General features: G+C 64.9%; 15 protein-coding genes and 1 pseudogene. 4 read left to right on the forward strand and 12 right to left on the reverse strand.

Annotation, left to right across the window (positions count from 1 at the left end):
* Positions 1-7 precede the first annotated feature (7 nt).
* The 4 genes and pseudogenes from JEQ47_RS16405 to JEQ47_RS16420 all read right to left on the reverse strand — a co-directional run bounded on the left by JEQ47_RS16405 (position 8) and on the right by JEQ47_RS16420 (position 4,267).
* Complete coding sequence (locus JEQ47_RS16405) at positions 8-1,063, reverse strand: protein-glutamate methylesterase/protein-glutamine glutaminase (protein WP_198877502.1); 1,056 nt, start codon at positions 1,061-1,063, stop codon at positions 8-10.
* On the reverse strand, positions 1,063-1,905 hold the full coding sequence (locus tag JEQ47_RS16410; protein WP_198877503.1) for a CheR family methyltransferase: 843 nt from the start codon (positions 1,903-1,905) through the stop codon (positions 1,063-1,065). The genes JEQ47_RS16405 and JEQ47_RS16410 overlap by 1 nt, the downstream gene beginning before the upstream one ends.
* Before the next feature lie 390 nt (positions 1,906-2,295).
* Positions 2,296-3,586, reverse strand: a pseudogene (locus JEQ47_RS20805) (methyl-accepting chemotaxis protein); the annotation flags it as partial.
* A 90-nt stretch (positions 3,587-3,676) separates the two neighbouring features.
* A complete protein-coding gene (locus JEQ47_RS16420; protein ID WP_198877504.1) occupies positions 3,677-4,267 on the reverse strand; it encodes a chemotaxis protein CheD in 591 nt (196 codons plus the stop codon).
* A gap of 168 nt (positions 4,268-4,435) precedes the next feature.
* Between JEQ47_RS16420 and JEQ47_RS16425 the strand changes: the two genes are divergently transcribed.
* Positions 4,436-4,789, forward strand: a complete 354-nt coding sequence (locus JEQ47_RS16425) for a hypothetical protein (RefSeq protein WP_198877505.1) — start codon at positions 4,436-4,438, stop codon at positions 4,787-4,789.
* Here the strand turns inward: JEQ47_RS16425 and JEQ47_RS16430 are convergent.
* The 5 genes from JEQ47_RS16430 to JEQ47_RS16450 all read right to left on the reverse strand — a co-directional run bounded on the left by JEQ47_RS16430 (position 4,786) and on the right by JEQ47_RS16450 (position 10,085).
* Positions 4,786-5,859: an ATP-dependent DNA ligase gene (locus JEQ47_RS16430; RefSeq protein WP_198877506.1), complete on the reverse strand. Its 1,074-nt coding sequence runs from the start codon at positions 5,857-5,859 to the stop codon at positions 4,786-4,788. The two genes, JEQ47_RS16425 and JEQ47_RS16430, sit on opposite strands and share 4 nt — an antisense overlap.
* 606 nt (positions 5,860-6,465) lie before the next feature.
* The gene (locus JEQ47_RS16435) at positions 6,466-6,954 is read right to left on the reverse strand and encodes a chemotaxis protein CheW (RefSeq protein ID WP_198877507.1); all 489 of its coding nucleotides are present in this window, start codon (positions 6,952-6,954) and stop codon (positions 6,466-6,468) included.
* A gap of 104 nt (positions 6,955-7,058) precedes the next feature.
* A complete protein-coding gene (locus tag JEQ47_RS16440; RefSeq protein WP_198877508.1) occupies positions 7,059-9,392 on the reverse strand; it encodes a chemotaxis protein CheA in 2,334 nt (777 codons plus the stop codon).
* A 40-nt stretch (positions 9,393-9,432) separates the two neighbouring features.
* Positions 9,433-9,798 (reverse strand): response regulator, encoded by a 366-nt coding sequence (locus JEQ47_RS16445; protein ID WP_198877509.1) that lies wholly within the window; start codon positions 9,796-9,798, stop codon positions 9,433-9,435.
* Entirely contained in the window at positions 9,795-10,085 is a 291-nt protein-coding gene (locus JEQ47_RS16450) for an STAS domain-containing protein (protein ID WP_198877510.1), read from the reverse strand. The genes JEQ47_RS16445 and JEQ47_RS16450 overlap by 4 nt, the downstream gene beginning before the upstream one ends.
* Before the next feature lie 327 nt (positions 10,086-10,412).
* On the opposite strand from JEQ47_RS16450, the gene JEQ47_RS16455 reads away from it, so the two are divergent.
* Complete coding sequence (locus JEQ47_RS16455; RefSeq protein WP_198877511.1) at positions 10,413-11,729, forward strand: NAD(P)H-dependent oxidoreductase; 1,317 nt, start codon at positions 10,413-10,415, stop codon at positions 11,727-11,729.
* 198 nt (positions 11,730-11,927) lie between these two features.
* Here the strand turns inward: JEQ47_RS16455 and JEQ47_RS16460 are convergent, their stop codons facing one another.
* Positions 11,928-12,899 (reverse strand): zinc-binding dehydrogenase, encoded by a 972-nt coding sequence (locus tag JEQ47_RS16460; RefSeq protein WP_198877512.1) that lies wholly within the window; start codon positions 12,897-12,899, stop codon positions 11,928-11,930.
* A 163-nt stretch (positions 12,900-13,062) separates the two neighbouring features.
* Here JEQ47_RS16460 and JEQ47_RS16465 point away from each other — a divergent pair, with 163 nt between their 5' ends.
* On the forward strand, positions 13,063-13,872 hold the full coding sequence (locus tag JEQ47_RS16465; RefSeq protein ID WP_198877513.1) for a siderophore-interacting protein: 810 nt from the start codon (positions 13,063-13,065) through the stop codon (positions 13,870-13,872).
* 149 nt (positions 13,873-14,021) lie between these two features.
* Here the strand turns inward: JEQ47_RS16465 and JEQ47_RS16470 are convergent, their stop codons facing one another.
* Both JEQ47_RS16470 and JEQ47_RS16475 read right to left on the reverse strand, forming a co-directional pair.
* Complete coding sequence (locus JEQ47_RS16470; protein WP_198877514.1) at positions 14,022-14,906, reverse strand: carbohydrate kinase family protein; 885 nt, start codon at positions 14,904-14,906, stop codon at positions 14,022-14,024.
* Complete coding sequence (locus JEQ47_RS16475) at positions 14,903-15,838, reverse strand: pseudouridine-5'-phosphate glycosidase (protein ID WP_198877515.1); 936 nt, start codon at positions 15,836-15,838, stop codon at positions 14,903-14,905. The genes JEQ47_RS16470 and JEQ47_RS16475 overlap by 4 nt, the downstream gene beginning before the upstream one ends.
* A 418-nt stretch (positions 15,839-16,256) precedes the next feature.
* On the opposite strand from JEQ47_RS16475, the gene JEQ47_RS16480 reads away from it, so the two are divergent.
* Entirely contained in the window at positions 16,257-17,348 is a 1,092-nt protein-coding gene (locus tag JEQ47_RS16480; RefSeq protein ID WP_198877516.1) for a polyamine ABC transporter substrate-binding protein, read from the forward strand.
* Positions 17,349-17,357 lie beyond the last annotated feature (9 nt).

Consider the following 17,357-nt stretch of genomic DNA (forward strand, 5'->3'; position numbering starts at 1 on the left):
GCGCGGTTTACGCCGCGGATTTGAGTTTCACCAATGCGTTAGCCAGCTTTGCCGCGATCTGCTCGACCGGCGCCTGTTCCACAACGGCACCCTCTTCGAAGGCGACGCGCGGCATGCCATAGACCAGGGCCGAAGCCTGGCTCTGGCCCACCGTATAGGCGCCGGCATCGCGCATGAGCTTGAGGCCCCGTGCCCCGTCCCGGCCCATGCCGGTGAGGATGGCGCCGACCGCCATGGGTCCGACCGTCTTGGCCACGGATTCGAACAAGACGTCGACACTGGGGCGATGGCCGCTTTCAAGCCCGTCCTGACCCAACCGGCACTTGAGCTGGCCGGAGGATTTTTCCACCCTGAGGTGATAGTCGCCGCGCGCCACATAGGCGTGGCCAGGCAATAGGGGCATGCGGTCCTCGGCCTCGGCGACCTTGAGCGCGCAGAGTTCATCGAGCCGGGCGGCAAAACGCCCGGTAAAGCCGGCCGGCATATGCTGGGCAATGACCACGGGCGGACAGTCGGCCGGCAATTCGCTGAGCACGGCACGGATCGCTTCCACCCCGCCGGTCGAGGCGCCGATGGCAATCAGCGCGCCCTCGGGCGCCGCGGCGGTCTTGAGCGGGGCCTTGACCTTGGGCACATCGGCCCGGCTGGCGGAGCGGCCGCGCACGTCCGACTTGGCGGCGGCGCGGATCTTGTCGCGCAGCCCGGCGCCGAAGGCATCGAGCCCGCCCTGGAATTCGGCGCTGGGCTTGGCGACGAAATCGACCGCCCCCAGTTCGAGCGCCAGAAGCGTTTCGCTGGCGCCCTTCTTGGTCAGCGTCGACACCATCACGACCGGCGTGGGCCGGAGGCGCATCAGCTTTTCGAGAAAGGCCAGCCCGTTCATATTGGGCATTTCGATGTCGAGCGTCACGACATCAGGATCGAGCTGCTTGATCTTTTCGCGCGCCTCGATCGGATCGACGGCGGTTCCAACGACGTCGATGTCGCCATCACGCGTCAGCATGCGCCCCAGCACCTCGCGGATTAGCGCCGAGTCGTCGACGACCAGAACCTTGATGCTCATCATGCAGCTCTTCTGTTCAGTTTTTCCTTGGACTGGTAGATGGTCTTGCCCACCAGCCGGAACCCGTCCCCGCCCGAGCCCAGGTTTTCCGAGTGGCCGATATAGAGGAAACCCTCCGGGGCCATCATCTTGGCGAAGCGACCGAACACTTCGCCCTGGGTAGGCTTGTCGAAATAAATGGCGACGTTGCGGCAGAACACCGCGTCGAACGGCCCCTTCATCGGCCAGGGACCGATAAGATTGAGCGGCTTGAACGACACCAGTTCGCGCACTGCCGCCGGAATGCGGATCATGCCGTCGCCGCCGCGCTCGAAAGCCCGGGCCCGCTCCTGGGAGAGGCCGGTCAGTTCGTTTTCCGGGTAAACGCCGCCGGCCGCCTTGGCCAGCACTGCGGTGTCGATATCGGTTGCGAGGATACGGAAGTCCCAGCGCTTGAGTTCGGGAAAGGCGCCGAGCAGATCCATGCCGATCGTATAGGGCTCCTGCCCCGTCGAGCAGCCGGCCGACCAGATCCTGAGACGCGGGCCGCGCGGCCGCTCGGCCATGAGATTGGCGACATGGGTGCGCAGGTGGTCGAAATGGTGATCTTCGCGGTAAAAGCGCGTCAGGTTGGTGGTCAGCGCGTTGACGAAGTCCTGCCCGTCCTGCGCCGTGCCGCCGCGCTCCAGATAGTCGACATAGGCGTCGAAGCTGGGCAGCCGCAGCGCACGCACGATCTTGGAAAGACGGGACACCACCAGGGTTCGCTTGGCATCGCTGAGCGATATGCCGGCCACGGCATAGACCCGGGCCTTGATGCGAGCGAATTCCCGCTCGCTGAGGGAATATTCCCCCTGTTCCATGCAACCACCCCTTATACGCCGGGTTCTCCCGGACCTGGAGCGTGGCCGGCAAAAGTTGCAAGACTTTTGCGGTTCGGCCGCGCGACTACACTAGGGACCAAGGCAGCGCCGGCCCTTGCCGGTCGATGCCCTAGCTGGCGGCGCGCTGATCGAAACCGGTCTTCTGACCCTGCCCCCCGACCACCGGCCTTGCCGCGCCGATGGACGCCTCAACGCGTCCGCCAATCACTGCAATCGGGGCGATACTGGCTGGCTCATTGCTTAGATTGCGTAAATTCTCCCGTAGGGCAGCGGTAATTTTTTGCAGGCCCCCGGCCTCGTCGAGCCCGATCCGGGCCTGTGCCCGTCCCTTGTCCGCAATGACCCGGATATCCTTGGCGGAACGGTTGGTGACCTGGGCGAGCTGGCGCACCTCGTCGGCCACCACGGCAAAACCGGCGCCCTTTTCCCCGGCGCGCGCCGCCTCCACCGCCGCATTGAGCGCCAGGAGGTTGGTGCGGAAGGACACATCCTCGATGCCCGCCGTCATCGTATCGATTTCCTGCGCCATGCGGGCGATCTCGCTGACCAGCGCCTTGGTGCGCTCGGCCGCCTGCTCCACCTGCCCGGCCAGGGCGTCGGCTTCGTGATTGCGACGGCGCGCCGCTGCCAGCTCCGCCTCGAGCCCAGCCATTTTCGCAACCCCGGCGGCCAGTGACTGCCGTCCCGTTTCCGCCGTCTGTTCGAGTTCGGCGGCGCGTGCCTCGAACTGGGCCAGCAGCGTCTTGACCGAACCGAGCCGCGTTTCCAGCGCCAGCCGCGCCTGCGCCTCGTCGCGCTGCTGCTCGTCTAGCCCGGCAAAAAGGTCGATGACCATCTGCGCCTCGGCGGCTAAGGGCAGATCCGCCTTTTGCATCGGCTCGCCGGTCATCACCGCGCGTAATTGCATGAGGCCATCGTCCAGCGTCTCGAACATGAGGTTGAACTGGCCCAGCACCGGATGCACGGCCACGTCCTCGCCGCCGAAGCGGAAGCCGGTCTGCCCGAGCCGCAGGGCGCCCAGCGCGGATTCGAGATTGTCGTCGGCGATGAAATGGCCGGCCGGCAGCAGTTCGAGGGCGTAACGCCCCGAAGGCAGCGGACGCCGCTGCGCCACCAGCCGCTGGCCCTTGAGCAGCACCAGCGCTTCCTCCGGCGCGCCACCGCCGCCATCGAGATAGCCCGGGCCGAAGAGCCCATCGAGCGTTTCTCCCTCGCGGGCCCGGGGCGCCAGCCGCTCCATGCCGCGGCTCGCCGCGAGGATCACGCCATGCTCGTCCACCACCATCAGCGGCGCCTCGATGGCGCCGATGGCGGCCCGGAAATGATGCGCCTTTTCGAGGCGGTTGCCGAGCCGCGCGACGATGCCGGCAATGGAGAGGACTTCGCCGGGCCGGTCGACTAAGCCTGCGGCCTGGGCAACAGCGGCGAGCCGCGCCGCATCGCGCCGATCCGCAACCACGCCCGCAGCGGCGCAGCCCGCCAGCGCCAGGCCGGCAAGGCTTCCCGCCGCGGCAAACCAGGCTGGCCCCGGCCCCATGGCCAGCAGCATGCCCGCGGCCACGGCGACAAAGAACATCCAGACCCCGGCCGCCGCCAGCATGAGGCGCAATCCCCGGTGAGGAGGACGCGAATCAACAGCAAAGGCGGCATGGTCCGACATGTCCGGACCCTAGTCGCACAATGGTTAACCAAATCTATAAAGAGATGGCGGGCGGTAAGACTTCCGAAAGTACCTGCCGCCGCACCGGAACTAGAACAGTTCGATATCGTCCACCGGCGCCGGAACCACGACGCGGCGCTTGGCCAGTGCCATTTCTTCCTTGGCCACATTGGCCCCGGCATCGCTGTCGAGCCGCTTGACGAAGGCCCGGCCCGAATGCGGCTTGAACAGCACCCGGCGGGCGAAAGTGCCGCCCAGATCCTCCGATGTGGCGACATAGCCTTCGTCGGCCAGGAACTGGCGCACGAAGTCGATATTCTTGGCGCCCACATCGTCCAGCGCAGAATTGATCTTGCCGCCGCCGAAGATCTTGATCTCGAGATTGGCCTTCTTGCCCGTGCCCTGACTCAGCACCTTGTTGATGAGCTGTTCCATGGCGAAGGCGCCATAGCGAGCGGAGGCGCCATAGCGGTCCTTGGCCGAACCGGACTGCTCGGCCAGGAGGAAATGGTTCATCCCGCCGACCAGCGCCACCCGATCGCGCACACAGGCCGAGACGCACGATCCCAGCACGGTCGAGAAGGTGATGTCGGCGGCATTGGAAACGTGGCAATCGCCCTGGTGGACGGTGGTCACCACCCCACGGTCAAACTCGGGTGGCAGGGTATTCGAAAGGGGCATTTGGTCTTCATCTACCTCTGCGGGCGAATTGCTTCGGATGGTAGAGGTAAACTCGTTAGCCAATTGCTAACCAAGACATACGAGTTCGCTGGTGACGATTGATTCAGCAAGGAGAGCTTTAGAAATAGGGCTATAGATTTGCCTGATCGGGGCTAGGAATACGCATCTATGTCACTGCAGAAACTCGCGCGGGAACTGGACGAGACGGCGCGCCAGACCGCTTCCATGCTCGAAGGCATTACCGAAGCCCTCGAGCTGCTCGCCGAAAAAGGCCTCGGCAAGGACCCCACGGTCAACGAGGCGGTCCAGCTCATCATCACCGCCCTGCAGGGCCAGGATCGCATCGAGCAGCGCTGCCACAACATGGCTCTGGCGGTGCGCCAGTTCGCCCTCCTGCCCCCCACGGCCCCCGATTCGGTCTATGACGAGATCTGGGCCAGCCTCACCCTCGACGAGCTGCGCGTGCCCGCCCTGTCCGGCATTGCCGCCCACGGCGCCCACGGCGACGCCGAACTGTTTTAGTCCTTCCGCCTCCACATCCCTTCAACGCTGGCGCCCCGGGCGCCTTTTTGCGTTTTGCCCAGAACCCCGGCAATCACCGCATCCGGCGCGGCCGGCGCCGCCAGTTGCGCGAAGGTGCATTGCTCCGGCGCCTTGTCCGGCCGCCAGCGCCGAAAGCGCGTGCCGTGCCGGAAGCGGTCGCCGGTGATCTGGTCATAGGCGACCTCGACGACAAGCTCGTGCCGAAGCGGCTCCCATTCGCTTGAGCGCTCTGTCGACCAGCGGCTCGGCCCGCCCGGCGCCTTGCCGGTAAAGCCGGGTTTCCCCTTTAGCTTTTCGAGTTTTTCCGTCAGCTCCGGCTTGTCCTTGGCCGCAATGGCCGAGGTGAAGCCGACATGGTGAAGTTTCCCATCCCCATCGAAGAGGCCCAATAGCAGCGAGCCGACCTCTTTGCTGTCCTTGCCATAGCGAAAGCCGCCCACCACGCAATCGGCGGTGCGGATGGTCTTGATCTTGAGCATGGCCCGCTCGCCGGGCGCATAGGGCGCATCGCGCCGTTTGGCGATGACGCCATCGAGTTCGGCGCTGAGCTTTTCGAACCAGCCTTGGGCTACGGCAGCATCCTCGGTGGCGGGCGACAGGCGCAGCCCTTCGGCCTTGGACTTGGCCACAAAGGCTTCCAGCCGCTGCCGCCGCTCCGCAAGCGGCAGAACGGACATATCCGCGCCATAGTCGAGCAGGTCGAAAACCACGAATGTAGCCGGTGTTTCCGCCGCCAGTTTCCGCACCCGGCTCGCCGCCGGATGGAGCCGCTGCTGCAGATCATCGAACGAGGCGACGCCCTCGGTCGCCACCACCAGTTCGCCATCGAGAATGAAGCGCGTCCCCGGCAGCGCTGCGACCATGGCCACGACCTCGGGAAAATACCGCCCCAGATCCTTGCCCGACTTGGCATAGAGCGCGACCTTTTCGCCCTCCCTGATGGCGAGGCACCGGAACCCGTCCCATTTGGGCTCGAACTGCCAGCCCGTCTCATCGGGCAGGCCGGTCACCAGCTTGGCTTCCATCGGGGCGATGAAGGTGAGGGGCATGATGCGAAATCCTCCGCGTCGGTAACGGCATCGCCCGCCGCATCGTTGCCACAGGCGTGACTCTGCGCTGCCCGGCCCGAAAGCGTCGCAGGGAAAGAGAGGGTGATGGAGCCCGGAGGCGGTCGCCGCCTCTGAGTGTGAAATTGTGAGGCCGTGATCGCCTCCGGGCGTCGGGATTTCCGGCCAGTTGGCTACTTCCTCTGGGTAATAATCTCTGAAGGATTCCAGAAGGGCCAATTGTGGAGCCTGTATGCCCTTGCTTTCGTGTCGTGGGCAATTTTTAGAGCATTCCACGTTATCGCCCGCGGCTTTTATTGTACTAAGTGTGATCTTCTATGATCTGGCTACAAGATGGGGGTTACCGGCCCTAGACAATATTTTGACGGAGGCAGGAATCCCGATGCTTTAGGCGAGTGATGCAAACCACAGGCTGCTCGCAAACAGTTGTTATAAGTTGGAATACATCCGTTAGCGAGTTGAAGTCAGCACCGACTGTCCGGGGTTTGCGTCTTGTCTCCCAAAAGCCGCCTGTCTCCCCGTTCCACTCCCAAAAGCAAAGGACGCCTCGCGGCGCCCTTTCAATTCTCGCTCCAGATCAGCCCGGCCCTAGCCGTCCATCTTGGCGCCAGACACCACGGCGTGGAGATCGATCAAGCCGACCATGCGGCTTTCGTGGGTGACGATACCGTTGAGGAGTTCGGTGTCGATAGAATTGCCTTCGGGGACGTTGTGGATGTCGTCCTTGGAGACGGTGAGGATGTCGCTGACGGCGTCCACGAGGATGCCGACCCATTTGTCGCCGACGCTCATCACCACCACGACGTGGTTCTTGGTGGGCGAGGTCTGGCCGTCGCCGAAACGGGCGCGCAGGTCGAAGATCGGGACGATGGTGCCGCGCAGGTTGATCACGCCGCGCACGAATTCGCGGGTATTGGGGAGCGGGGTGGCGCCGTTCCAGGCGCGGATTTCGCGCACCGTGGTGATTTCCACGCCATAGGTCTGCTCGCCGATCGAGAAGGCGATCAGTTGCAGGGTGTTCTGTCCAGCCAGGGCCGACTTGTCGCTCACATCGTCGCGAAGGCTCAGCGCTTCCATCTTTACTCGCCTTTACTCGAGGCCCGTCCTGGGCCGATTTGCTTGCAGTCTAGCGCGTCATTGACGCCAATCGGTTAACGGCGCGCCGCGTCGGTAGACACGCCCTAGGCCGCGTTCTGGTGCAGATGGGTCGTGCGTAGGCCCTGCACGTCGACGATCAACGCGACATTGCCGTCGCCCAGGATCGTGCCGCCGGCAATGCCCTCGACGCGCTCGAAGTTCTCTTCGAGGCTCTTGATGACCACCTGCTGCTGGCCGATGATGTCGTCCACCACCAGCGCCACCTTCTGGTTGCCCTCGGTTTCGCAGAGGACCACGAACTGATCGTCCGGTGCGGTCTGGGTCGAAAGGCCGAAGCGCTGGCCGAGGTCGATGACCTGCACATATTCGCCGCGCACCTGCAGCACGCGGCCACCCGAAGGCACGCGCTCGAACGAAGCGCGCGAGCACTGCATGGTTTCGACGATCGAGGAGAGCGGCACCACATAGGGTCCGCCGCCGACCTTGACCAGCATGACGTCGAGCACCGCCAGCGTCAGCGGCAGCCTGAGGGTCATGCGGCAGCCCTTGCCGGTCCACGAGCGGACATGCACCGAGCCGCCGATCTTCTTGATGTTGGAAAGCACCACGTCCATGCCGACGCCGCGGCCGGAAATGTCGCTGACCGCCTCGGCCGTGGAAAAGCCCGGCGCGAAGATCAACTGGTCGATCTGCTCGTCGGTGGGGGTGATGTCGGCCGCGACAATGCCCTTGTTGCGGGCCAGCTGCAGCACCTTTTCGCGGTTGATGCCGGCGCCGTCATCCTCGACGATGATGAGGATATTGCCGCCTGCCTGCTCGGCCGAAAGCCGGATCGTGCCGGTTTCTGGCTTGCCGGCGGCGAGGCGCTTTTCCGGGCTCTCGATGCCGTGGTCCGCCGAATTGCGGATCATGTGGGTGAGCGGATCGCTGAGCTGCTCGATGACCGTCTTGTCGATCTCGGTATTCTCGCCGATGGTTTCGAGCTTGATCTTCTTGTTGGTCTTGGTGGCCAGTTCACGCGCCAGGCGCGGCATGCGCGAAAACACCGATTTGACCGGCTGGGCGCGGATGGCCATGACCGAGTCCTGCAATCCGCGGGTGGTCTGGGCCAGCACTTCGAGGCCACGCACCAATTCGGTATAGCGGGCGCGCAGGGTCTCATCCATCTGCTGGGTGAGCATGGACTGGGTGATCACCAGTTCACCCACCATGTTGACGACGCGATCGACCTTGTCGAGATCGACGCGGATGGACTGCACGCCGACCGAACGGCCGCCACCTTCTTCGCCTTCGCTGCTGGCTGGCTTGGCGGCGGCGGCGGCAACCGGGGTCGCCTCGATCTTGGGAGCCGGCGGCGGGATCTCGGCGGCGAGATCGGCAAAGCTCAGGGCCGGCGCTTCCTCGAACTTGTCCTGGGCGCCCACCGGCTCGGCGGGCAGGTCCGGGGCGAAGCTGGGCAGCGGCTCGGCCGGACGGGCCGGGCTGGCCACTTCCTCTTCGGTCAGGGCCAGGAGGCTCGACAGATCGGGCTCCTGCGGTTCGGTCGGAGCCGGAGCCGCGTCGAAATCGCCGAGATCGAGGCCCGCACCGGGCACGATGCCGGCCTGGGCGATGACGATGTCGCAATCGCCATCGACGAATTCAAAGACTTCGCGGATCGCCTCTTCGCCAAGGCCCGGCGCCACGAGGGTGATTTCCCAGGCGCAATAAACGGCAAAGGGCTCGAAATCGGAAAGCGGCGGCACGTCGCTCAGAATGGCGCGCACCTGCATGGTGCCCAGGGCCGCGAGTTCGCGGAACAGCAGCAGCGGATCGTTGGCGCGGGCATAAAGCGCGCGATGCGGGGTGAAGCGGATTTCCCACTGTCCGTCGGCCGCTTCCATGGGCGCGGCCTCGAAGACGTCTTCCACCGGCGCTTCGCCGGCAGCAAAGCCCGAGCCGCCACCATCGAGATTGACCATGACGGGGGTGAAGTCGATGTCGAATTCTTCGACCATCTCGCCGCCCATGTCGTCGTCTTCGCTCGCCGTCTCGCCACGCGCTAGGGCGTCGAAGCGGGACTTTTCCTCGGCGCCGTAATCGGCGGGCAGGTCCTCGCCCGACTGGGCGGCATTGACGTGGTCGGCGACGATGTCATTGGCGCGGATGCAGAGGTTGACCACGTCGTCGGTCAGCTCGACGCGGCCGTCGCGCACATAGTCGAGCAGGGTCTCGTAGGCATGGGCAAAGCCCACCAGGGCCGAAAAGCCGAAAGCGCCGGCGCCGCCCTTGATCGAGTGGATGGCGCGGAACACCGCATTGAGCCGGTCCGCGCCGCGCTCGCCCTCTTCGATGGCGGCGAACTGCTCTTCAAGCTCGGTCAGGAGCTCGGAACACTCGTCGAAATAAGTGGCCTTGAAGTCGTCGAGATCGCTCATGCTCTAGGCTTTCAACCCTTCTGGGTCAGGGGTTCGGATGTTAGTGCACGACGCGGTGGATGACCGAGATCAGCTTTTCCGGATCGAAGGGTTTCACGATCCAGCCGGTGCCGCCGGCGGCCTTGCCCTGGTCGCGCTTGTCCTGGCTGGTCTCGGTGGTGAGGATGAGGATGGGCAGGGAATTGTGCTGCCCGGTGGCGCGCACATTCTTGATGAACTCGATGCCATCCATGACCGGCATGTTGATGTCGGTGATGACCACATCGACGGCCTGCGCCTTGAGCACGTCGAGGCCCTGCTTGCCGTCCTCGGCCTGCAGCACCTCGAAGCCGGCATTGCTGAGCGTATGGTGCAGCATGGCCAGAATGGTGCGTGAATCGTCTACCGTCAGTACCCGCAACGTCATGGTGTCATCATCCCTGAAAACCGGGCGGCAAGGCCCAGTCGCTCGATGGCGGCATTCATGGCCGCGCTCGGCGCTTCAATCCTGAAATCAAATTGGTTTCTCCGGGCCGTCTCGGCAGCGCTCACCAGCAGCAGCAGTGCATTGGTGGATACCCGCTCGACCGCGCTCGCCTGAACCGTCACCGGCCCCTCCTCGAGCGCGTCGATCAGCACATCGCGAATGCCGTCAATGGCATCGAGATCGATGACCTCTGGCAAGGCGACCGTCTGCTTGGATTGCTTGGCCATGTCTAAAGGAATGCCCCCGGAGTCTACTCCAAGCGGCATATTCAACTTGAACGGTTTAAGAAGTGCTAACTATGACGCGTCCCGCAGGGCCAAACGCGCCAGTGGCGCGTTTGGAGCGTCAGAGGCCTTGAGAGCTACGCTCGAAAGGCTGGGCCGCACACACCGTGGACACCACAGACATTGCTCAGGTTGCAGCAGGCCCTCGGGTCAAGCCCGAGGGCGGCACAGTGTTATTTCACGCCCCATGCCCCAACCGACCCGCCGGAAATCCTTGCCCCCGCCCCCACACAGCGCTATCGCATGCCCAACACCAGAACTGGACCATCCATGCCCTCCAAGATCGCCCTCACCGGCATTGCCCGTGACCTCGCCCAGCGCGCCGAAAGCGGCAAGACCATCCGCGTCGGCGTCATCGGCTCGGGCGAAATGGGGACCGACCTCGTCACCCAGATGAGCCTGATGACCGGTATCGAGATGGCCGCCGTGGCGACGCGCCGCCCGCATACCGCGCTCGAGGCGATGCGTATCGCCTATGGCGACGACAGCAAGGGCAAGGAAGCCGATAGCCCCACCGCTGCAACTGCCGCCATCGAGGCCGGCAAGATCGCCATCACCTCGGCCGAAACGCTGGTCACCACGCCCAATATCGACGTGGTCATCGACGCCACCGGCAAGCCCGGCGTCGCCGCCGACTACGATCTCATGGCCATGGAACACGGCAAGCATCTGGTGATGATGAATGTCGAGGCCGACGTCACCATCGGACCTTATCTGAAGGCCCAGGCCGACCGGCTCGGTGTCGTCTATTCCGTCGGCGCCGGCGACGAGCCGAGTTCCTGCATGGAGCTCATCGAATTCGTCTCCGCCCTCGGCCTCGACATCGTCGCGGCCGGCAAGGGCAAGAACAATCCCCTCAAGCACGACGCCGTGCCCGACGATTATCGCGAGGAAGCAACGCGCAGGAACATGAACCCGCGCATGCTGGTGGAATTCGTCGATGGCTCGAAGACCGCCGTGGAAATGACCGCGATCGCCAATGCCACCGGCCTCGTGCCCGACGTGCCGGGCATGCATGGCCCGGCCACCCATCGCGACGACATGGCCAAGGTGCTCATTCCCACGGCAGATGGCGGCATCCTCAACAAATCCGGCGTTGTCGATTTCACCGTGGGCAAGGGCGTGGCGCCGGGCGTCTTCGTCATCGTCAAGGCCACCCATCCGCGCATCATCGAGCGCATGGATGATCTCCATATCGGCCATGGGCCCTATTACGGCTTCTTCCGGCCCTATCACCTGACCAGCCTTGAAGTGCCGCTGACCTGCGCCCGCATCATGATGTATGGCAAGCCCGACATGGTGCCGCTGCCGCGCCCGGTGGCCGAAGTCTGCGCCGTCGCCAAGCGCGACCTCAAGGCCGGCGAAGCGCTCGATGCCATCGGCGAGACCTGCTACCGCTCCTATGCCATGACCGTCGTCGACGCCCAGGCCGCCGGCGCCTGGCCGGTGGGCCTGCTCGAAGGCGGCAAGGTCACCGCGCCGGTCAAGAAGGGCGAGCTGATTACCCGCGCCAATGCCACCCCGGACGTATCGACACGGCTCTTTGCGCTCAGGCAGGAGCAGGACAAGCTTTTGGGTTACGTTTAATCCATAGACACCCACAGTGCACATGGATGCGCGCGCTCACCATCGGCTCCTACCCTCCCTCCCCTTGAGGGGGAGGGTAGCAAAGCTAGGCCATCAGGCCGTAGCGGCGCTGGGTGGGGTGATCGGCAAACGCCAGATTGAGTGCGTTACCCACCCCACCCTCGATCCCTCCCCCTCAAGGCGGAGAGGCGAAAGCCCTCAACTCCCCCGGATCGCCACCTTGCCCTTGCGGCCAGGCTCGCCACTCGCCCGGGCGGCTTCGGCGACTTCGTCGATCGGATAGGCTTTCTCGATCTCCATCACCAGCTTGCCGGCCGCCGCGTCGCGCACCAGTTCGCCCAGGAGTTCGCCGATCCGCTCGGGCTTTACGGGCGGCTTGGCGCCCCAAAACCCTTTGACGGTGATGCCGCGGAACAGCAGTTCGCCGGCGGAAATCTTGAGCGGCCGCTGCGTCATGGCGCCAAAACTGATAAGCTGGGCGCCGTCCGAGGCCACGGCCAGCACCTGTGCCGGACCGTCGCCACCCAGCGAGTCCACGGCACGGATCACTGGCGCGCCGCCGGTCAGGGCCTTGGCCTTTTCGACCCAGCCGTCTTCGTCGGTTGCGACGACATTGTCGATGCCCAGCGCCTTGAGCTCCGCCACCGCCTCCGTGCGGCGGACCAGACCCAGCACCTTGATGCCGCGCTCGGCGCCATACTGGGCCATGAGCTTGCCCACCGCGCCATTGGCGGCGTTCTGCACGATCCACCCGCCCGCGGACACATCGAGCGTGTCGAGCAGCATTTTGGCGCTCAATGGCATGGAGACGAGCTGGCAGGCGGTTTCGTCGCTGACGCTCTCGGGCACGGGCACCAGTCGCGCCGCGTCGGCTAGGTAGAACTCGGCCCAGGTGCCGCTCGCGCCGCCGGCCACGCGCTGGCCCGGCTGGAGATTGGTGACGCCCTCGCCCAGTGCCTCCACGACGCCGACGGCCTCGGTGCCGGGCACCGACGGCAGTTCGGGCTTGAAGCCATATTGGCCGGCAATGGTCATCAGGTCATGATTGTGCACCGGCGACAGCACCATCCGCACAAGGACCTGGCCGGGACCGGGCTGCGGCCGCGTGCGCTCCTCGCTGGAGAGAACTTTTTCGGGTGAACCGAACTCGGCATAGACCGCGCTCTTCATGAGCAGGCTCCTTTGTAACAAGGACCTCACATAGGCCGTTGCCCCGCCCCGTCAACCCCTCGCCACCCGTCCCGCCGCCGCCTTGAGGGTCGCCGGCCGCGCATTCCTTGCCTTCCCGCCTGAGCTGGCGTAAATGCTGACTGGAATATTCAGGATAATACGCATGACCGAGACCTTTTCCAATCCGCGCGCCATCCAGCGCGTGCGCCACGACACCAAGCTGCGGCTCCTGAAGGTTACGGCCATCACCGACATCACCCCGCTGATGCGGCGCATGCGGCTCGAAGGCGATATGTCGGGCTTTGCCTCACTGGGCCATGCCGATCACATCAAGGCCTTCTTCTTTGCCGAGGGCGTGACGCCTGAATTGCCCCCGATCGGCCCCAATGGCGCCGAGTTCAAACCCGGCACGCGGCCTGAAATGCGCGATTACACGCCGCGCTACTGGAGCGTCGATGAGGGCTGGATCGATCTCGATTTCGTGCTGCATGGCGATGGCCCCGCCTCGAGCTGGGCGGCTTCCGCCAGGGTTGGCTCGACCCTGGTCATCGGCGGGCCGCGCGGTTCACAGGTCGTGCCGGTCGCCTTCGACTGGTACCTGCTGGCCGGCGACGAAACCGCCCTGCCCGCTATCGGCCGCCGCATCGAGGAACTCCCCCAAGGCGCCAAAGTCGTCGCCGTCATTGAAGTGGCCGACAAGGCCGAGGAGCAGATCTTCGAGACCCGCGCCGACCTGATGCTGATCTATGTGCATCGCAATGGCGCCGCTGCGGGCACCACCAGCCTGCTGCGCGACGCCGTCGCCGCCGCGACGCTTCCCCCGGGCGAGGCCTATGCCTATATCGCCGGCGAGGTGAACATGAGCCGCGCGGTGCGCGACCTGCTGGTCAATGAACGTGGCTTCAACAATGAATGGGTCAAGGCCGCCGGCTACTGGCGCCTCGGCGTGGCGGACGCACACGAGGATCATTGAGGCAGACCGCTGTCGCCGCTCAAACTGGATGTATCACCGCTCGTCACCACCCGGCTTGTCCGGGTGGTCCACGCGATGCGGGGCAAGCATGGATTGCCGGGACAAGCCCGGCGATGACGTAGGAACCGAGAGGCCGTCAGTAGGCCGTCCTACTGCGGCTGGCCACCCACGAATTGCACGGCCTTGGCGCCGCCGGTGATCCCGGCGGCAAGGCACGCCACGTGATCTTCGCCGCGCAGCAGCGCCGCGACGAAACCCGCTGCAAAGGCGTCGCCCGCGCCCGTCGTGTCGACCACCTTGACCAGCGGCGCCGGCTGCGAATGCGAGACGCCCTGGCGTCCGCCCAGCGCCGCGCCGAACCGCCCGCGCTTGATCACCACATGGTCGAACCGTTCGCCGAGCTTGCGCATCTGCAGGTCGAAATCGGCCTCGCCGGTGAGCAGGTCCGCTTCGCTCTCATTGGCAAACAGCCACTGCGCCGGTCCGACCCAATCGAGAAAAACCTGCGGCCCGACCTCGTCGAGAAAGCCGATGGAGGCAGGATCGATGGCGACGGGCACATTGCGGCGCCGCGCCGCCCGCAGCAGCTCCTGCACCGCATGGCGCGGACCGGTGGCAAAGAAACTGTAGCCCGAGACCAGCACCAGCCCGACCCCGTCGAGCAGGCTCTCCGGCAGGTCATCGACACCCAGGTTGAGATTGGCGCCCCGGTCGGTGAGAAAACTGCGCTCGCCTGATGGATCGAGCAGGGTCACGAGGACGCCCGAGGGCAGGATCGGGTCGCCCGCCAGAGCCGGCACCACGTTGAGGCCCCGGAAATAGTTCTCGTACATGGCGCGCTCGCCCGCACCGACACGCGCCGCGAACAGCACATCGGCGCCCGCCGCGCCCAGCCACACCGCCTGGTTGGCGCCCGAGCCGCCCGGCCGGTTGCGGATTTCCGCCCGGCGGTCCGAGCCGGGCACGATCGGGCCCTCGGGCCGCACGATAATGTCGGTCATGACGTCGCCGACGACGAGGACCCGTTTGCTCATGCGGGGCGGGCAGCCAGCTGCGCGGCGAGCGCCACGGCGATCTCGGCCGCGACCTTGGCGTTGTTCTTGACCAGCGCGATATTGCTTTCGAGCGACTTGCCGCCGGTCAGTTCGAAAATGCGCTGCAGGAGGAACGGCGTCGTCGCCTTGCCCTTGATGCCCTTGGCATCGGCATCATCAAGCGCCTGGGCGATAAAACCCTCGATCGCAGACGCTTCCCAGGCATCGGCCTCGGGGATCGGGTTGGCGATGAGGACGCCACCCATATGGAGGTCGGACTGGATCGCCAGCATCCTCGCCACTTCGGCAGCGGTATCATAGCGCTGGTCGACCTTATGGCCGCTGGTGCGGGCCCAGAAGGCCGGAAAATCCTCGGTGCCAAAGCCCAGCACCGGCACGCCATTGGTTTCCAGCACTTCCAATGTCTTGGCGATGTCGAGGATCGACTTGGCGCCGGCGCAGACCACGGCCACGGGCGTGCGACCGAGCTCTTCGAGGTCGGCGGAAATGTCGAATGTGTCCTCGGCGCCGCGATGCACGCCGCCAATGCCGCCGGTTGCGAAGATGCGAATGCCGGCAAGGGCCGCGATCTGCATGGTGGTGGCGACGGTGGTGCCGGCCATCACTCCACTGGCGAGCAGGCTCGCCATATCGCGGCGGCTGGCCTTGGCGGCGGCATGGCCTTCCTCGGCCAGGCGCACCAGGTCTTCGCCCGAAACGCCGACGCAGAGCCGTCCGTCCATGATGGCGATGGTGGCTGGCATGGCGCCGTTTGACCGCACCACGTCCTCGACCTCGCGCGCCATGGCAAGGTTCTGCGGATAGGGCATGCCATGGGTGATGATGGTGGATTCGAGCGCCACCACCGGCTTGCCGGCGGCCAGGGCCGCCTTCACTTCGCCCGAGATCGACAGATAGGCCTTGGCACTCATTTTCGGGACACTCCGGAACTGCTGTTTGGCCGAGCTTTTGCGCCCACGTCCACCTGCGGTCAAGTCCTGCAAAATCTTCGCCCGCACCGCCTTGTCGGGCCTGGGGTTTGTCGATAATTTGCCCCTTGCAAGGAAGGGAAAGGGCACTTCGCTGAACAGGTCCAGCATTGATGGCGCAGGGTTTGCGCCTCGATACGCGCCCGGATCAGGGCTGATCGCAGCGACGTTTGCCGGCGCCTCCGGGCGCCCCCTCATGGCGTATCCAGATTTCACGATTTCATCATTTCCGGGTTCTCGAAGATGAGGCCCCGGGGCTGAGCCGCGGCTCTTTCCGCGGATGCGCGCCCGTCGCGTCTAACCGGCTGTCCATTCGGGACGCCAATCGCCTCCACCTTGGTCCCCTGAGGAGACTAGTGAAATGAAAAAATCGCTCGCCATTGCCCTTGGCGCCCTGATGGCCGCGAGCCCTGCCTTCGCGCAGGAGGAGCCGGTCCTCAACATCTACAACTGGTCGGACTACATTGCCGAAGACACCATCGCCAATTTCGAGGCGGAGACCGGCATCAAGGTCAACTACGACGTCTACGACAATAACGAGATCGTCGACGCCAAGCTGCTGGCCGGCAATTCCGGCTATGACATCGTCGTGCCCTCGGGCAACTTCCTCGAGCGCCAGATCCAGGCCGGCCTGATCCTGCCGCTCGACAAGTCCAAGCTCACCAATCTGGGCAATCTCGACCCGGCCGTGATGGCGACCGCCGCCAGCCAGGACCCGGACAATGCCCATGGCGTGCCCTACATGATCAACACCATCGGCCTCGGCTACAATGTCGCCAAGGTCACCGAGGCGCTGGGCGCCGACGCGAACCTGCAGAGCTGGGACCTGCTGTTCAACCCGGATGTCGTGTCCAAGCTCGCCGGCTGCGGCGTCGCCGTGCTCGACAGCCCGTCCGAAGTCGTGGGCATTGCCCTGCACTATCTCGGCCTCGACCCGAACTCGGAAAGCGAAGAGGACCTGGCCAAGGCCGAGGAACTGCTGAACTCGGTAAAACCCTCGATCCGCTACTTCCACTCGTCCCAGTATATCGACGACCTGGGCAATGGCGAAATCTGTCTGGCGCTGGGCTATTCGGGTGACATCTTCATCGCCGCCGACGCCGCTGCCGAAGCGGGCCAGGGCAATGAAGTGACCTACCTGATCCCCGAGGAAGGCGCCGCGACCCTCTTTGACTTCCTGGCCATTCCCGCCGATGCCCCGCATCCGGAAAATGCCCACAAGTTCATCGACTACATCCTGCGTCCGGAAGTGGTTGCCGAGATCACCAACTACGTGTTCTACGCCAACCCCAACCTGCCGGCGCTCGAATTCGTCGCCGAGGAAGTCAAGTCCAACCCGGGCATCTACCCGCCGGCCGAGACTATCGCCAAGGCATTCGTGATGAAGGCGCATTCGCCTGAATTCGAGGAAGTGCTGACCCGCACCTGGACTCGCATCAAGACCGGTCAGTAAGACCACCCT

The sequence above is a fragment of the Devosia sediminis genome (genome assembly GCF_016411825.1).
GTDB classification, from domain to species: domain Bacteria; phylum Pseudomonadota; class Alphaproteobacteria; order Rhizobiales; family Devosiaceae; genus Devosia; species Devosia sediminis.

What these genes read in the sequence shown, in the direction of transcription:
- JEQ47_RS16410 (WP_198877503.1), bottom strand. Translation starts at nt 1,905, where the DNA reads ATGGAACAGGGGGAATATTCCCTCAGCGAGCGGGAATTCGCTCGCATC.
- JEQ47_RS16460 (WP_198877512.1), bottom strand. Translation starts at nt 12,899, where the DNA reads ATGAAGAGCGCGGTCTATGCCGAGTTCGGTTCACCCGAAAAAGTTCTC.
- JEQ47_RS16450 (WP_198877510.1), bottom strand. Translation starts at nt 10,085, where the DNA reads ATGGCCAAGCAATCCAAGCAGACGGTCGCCTTGCCAGAGGTCATCGAT.
- JEQ47_RS16440 (WP_198877508.1), bottom strand. Translation starts at nt 9,392, where the DNA reads ATGAGCGATCTCGACGACTTCAAGGCCACTTATTTCGACGAGTGTTCC.
- JEQ47_RS16480 (WP_198877516.1), top strand. Translation starts at nt 16,257, where the DNA reads ATGAAAAAATCGCTCGCCATTGCCCTTGGCGCCCTGATGGCCGCGAGC.
- JEQ47_RS16475 (WP_198877515.1), bottom strand. Translation starts at nt 15,838, where the DNA reads ATGAGTGCCAAGGCCTATCTGTCGATCTCGGGCGAAGTGAAGGCGGCC.
- JEQ47_RS16420 (WP_198877504.1), bottom strand. Translation starts at nt 4,267, where the DNA reads ATGCCCCTTTCGAATACCCTGCCACCCGAGTTTGACCGTGGGGTGGTG.
- JEQ47_RS16470 (WP_198877514.1), bottom strand. Translation starts at nt 14,906, where the DNA reads ATGAGCAAACGGGTCCTCGTCGTCGGCGACGTCATGACCGACATTATC.
- JEQ47_RS16425 (WP_198877505.1), top strand. Translation starts at nt 4,436, where the DNA reads ATGTCACTGCAGAAACTCGCGCGGGAACTGGACGAGACGGCGCGCCAG.
- JEQ47_RS16430 (WP_198877506.1), bottom strand. Translation starts at nt 5,859, where the DNA reads ATGCCCCTCACCTTCATCGCCCCGATGGAAGCCAAGCTGGTGACCGGC.
- JEQ47_RS16405 (WP_198877502.1), bottom strand. Translation starts at nt 1,063, where the DNA reads ATGAGCATCAAGGTTCTGGTCGTCGACGACTCGGCGCTAATCCGCGAG.
- JEQ47_RS16465 (WP_198877513.1), top strand. Translation starts at nt 13,063, where the DNA reads ATGACCGAGACCTTTTCCAATCCGCGCGCCATCCAGCGCGTGCGCCAC.
- JEQ47_RS16435 (WP_198877507.1), bottom strand. Translation starts at nt 6,954, where the DNA reads ATGGAAGCGCTGAGCCTTCGCGACGATGTGAGCGACAAGTCGGCCCTG.
- JEQ47_RS16445 (WP_198877509.1), bottom strand. Translation starts at nt 9,798, where the DNA reads ATGACGTTGCGGGTACTGACGGTAGACGATTCACGCACCATTCTGGCC.
- JEQ47_RS16455 (WP_198877511.1), top strand. Translation starts at nt 10,413, where the DNA reads ATGCCCTCCAAGATCGCCCTCACCGGCATTGCCCGTGACCTCGCCCAG.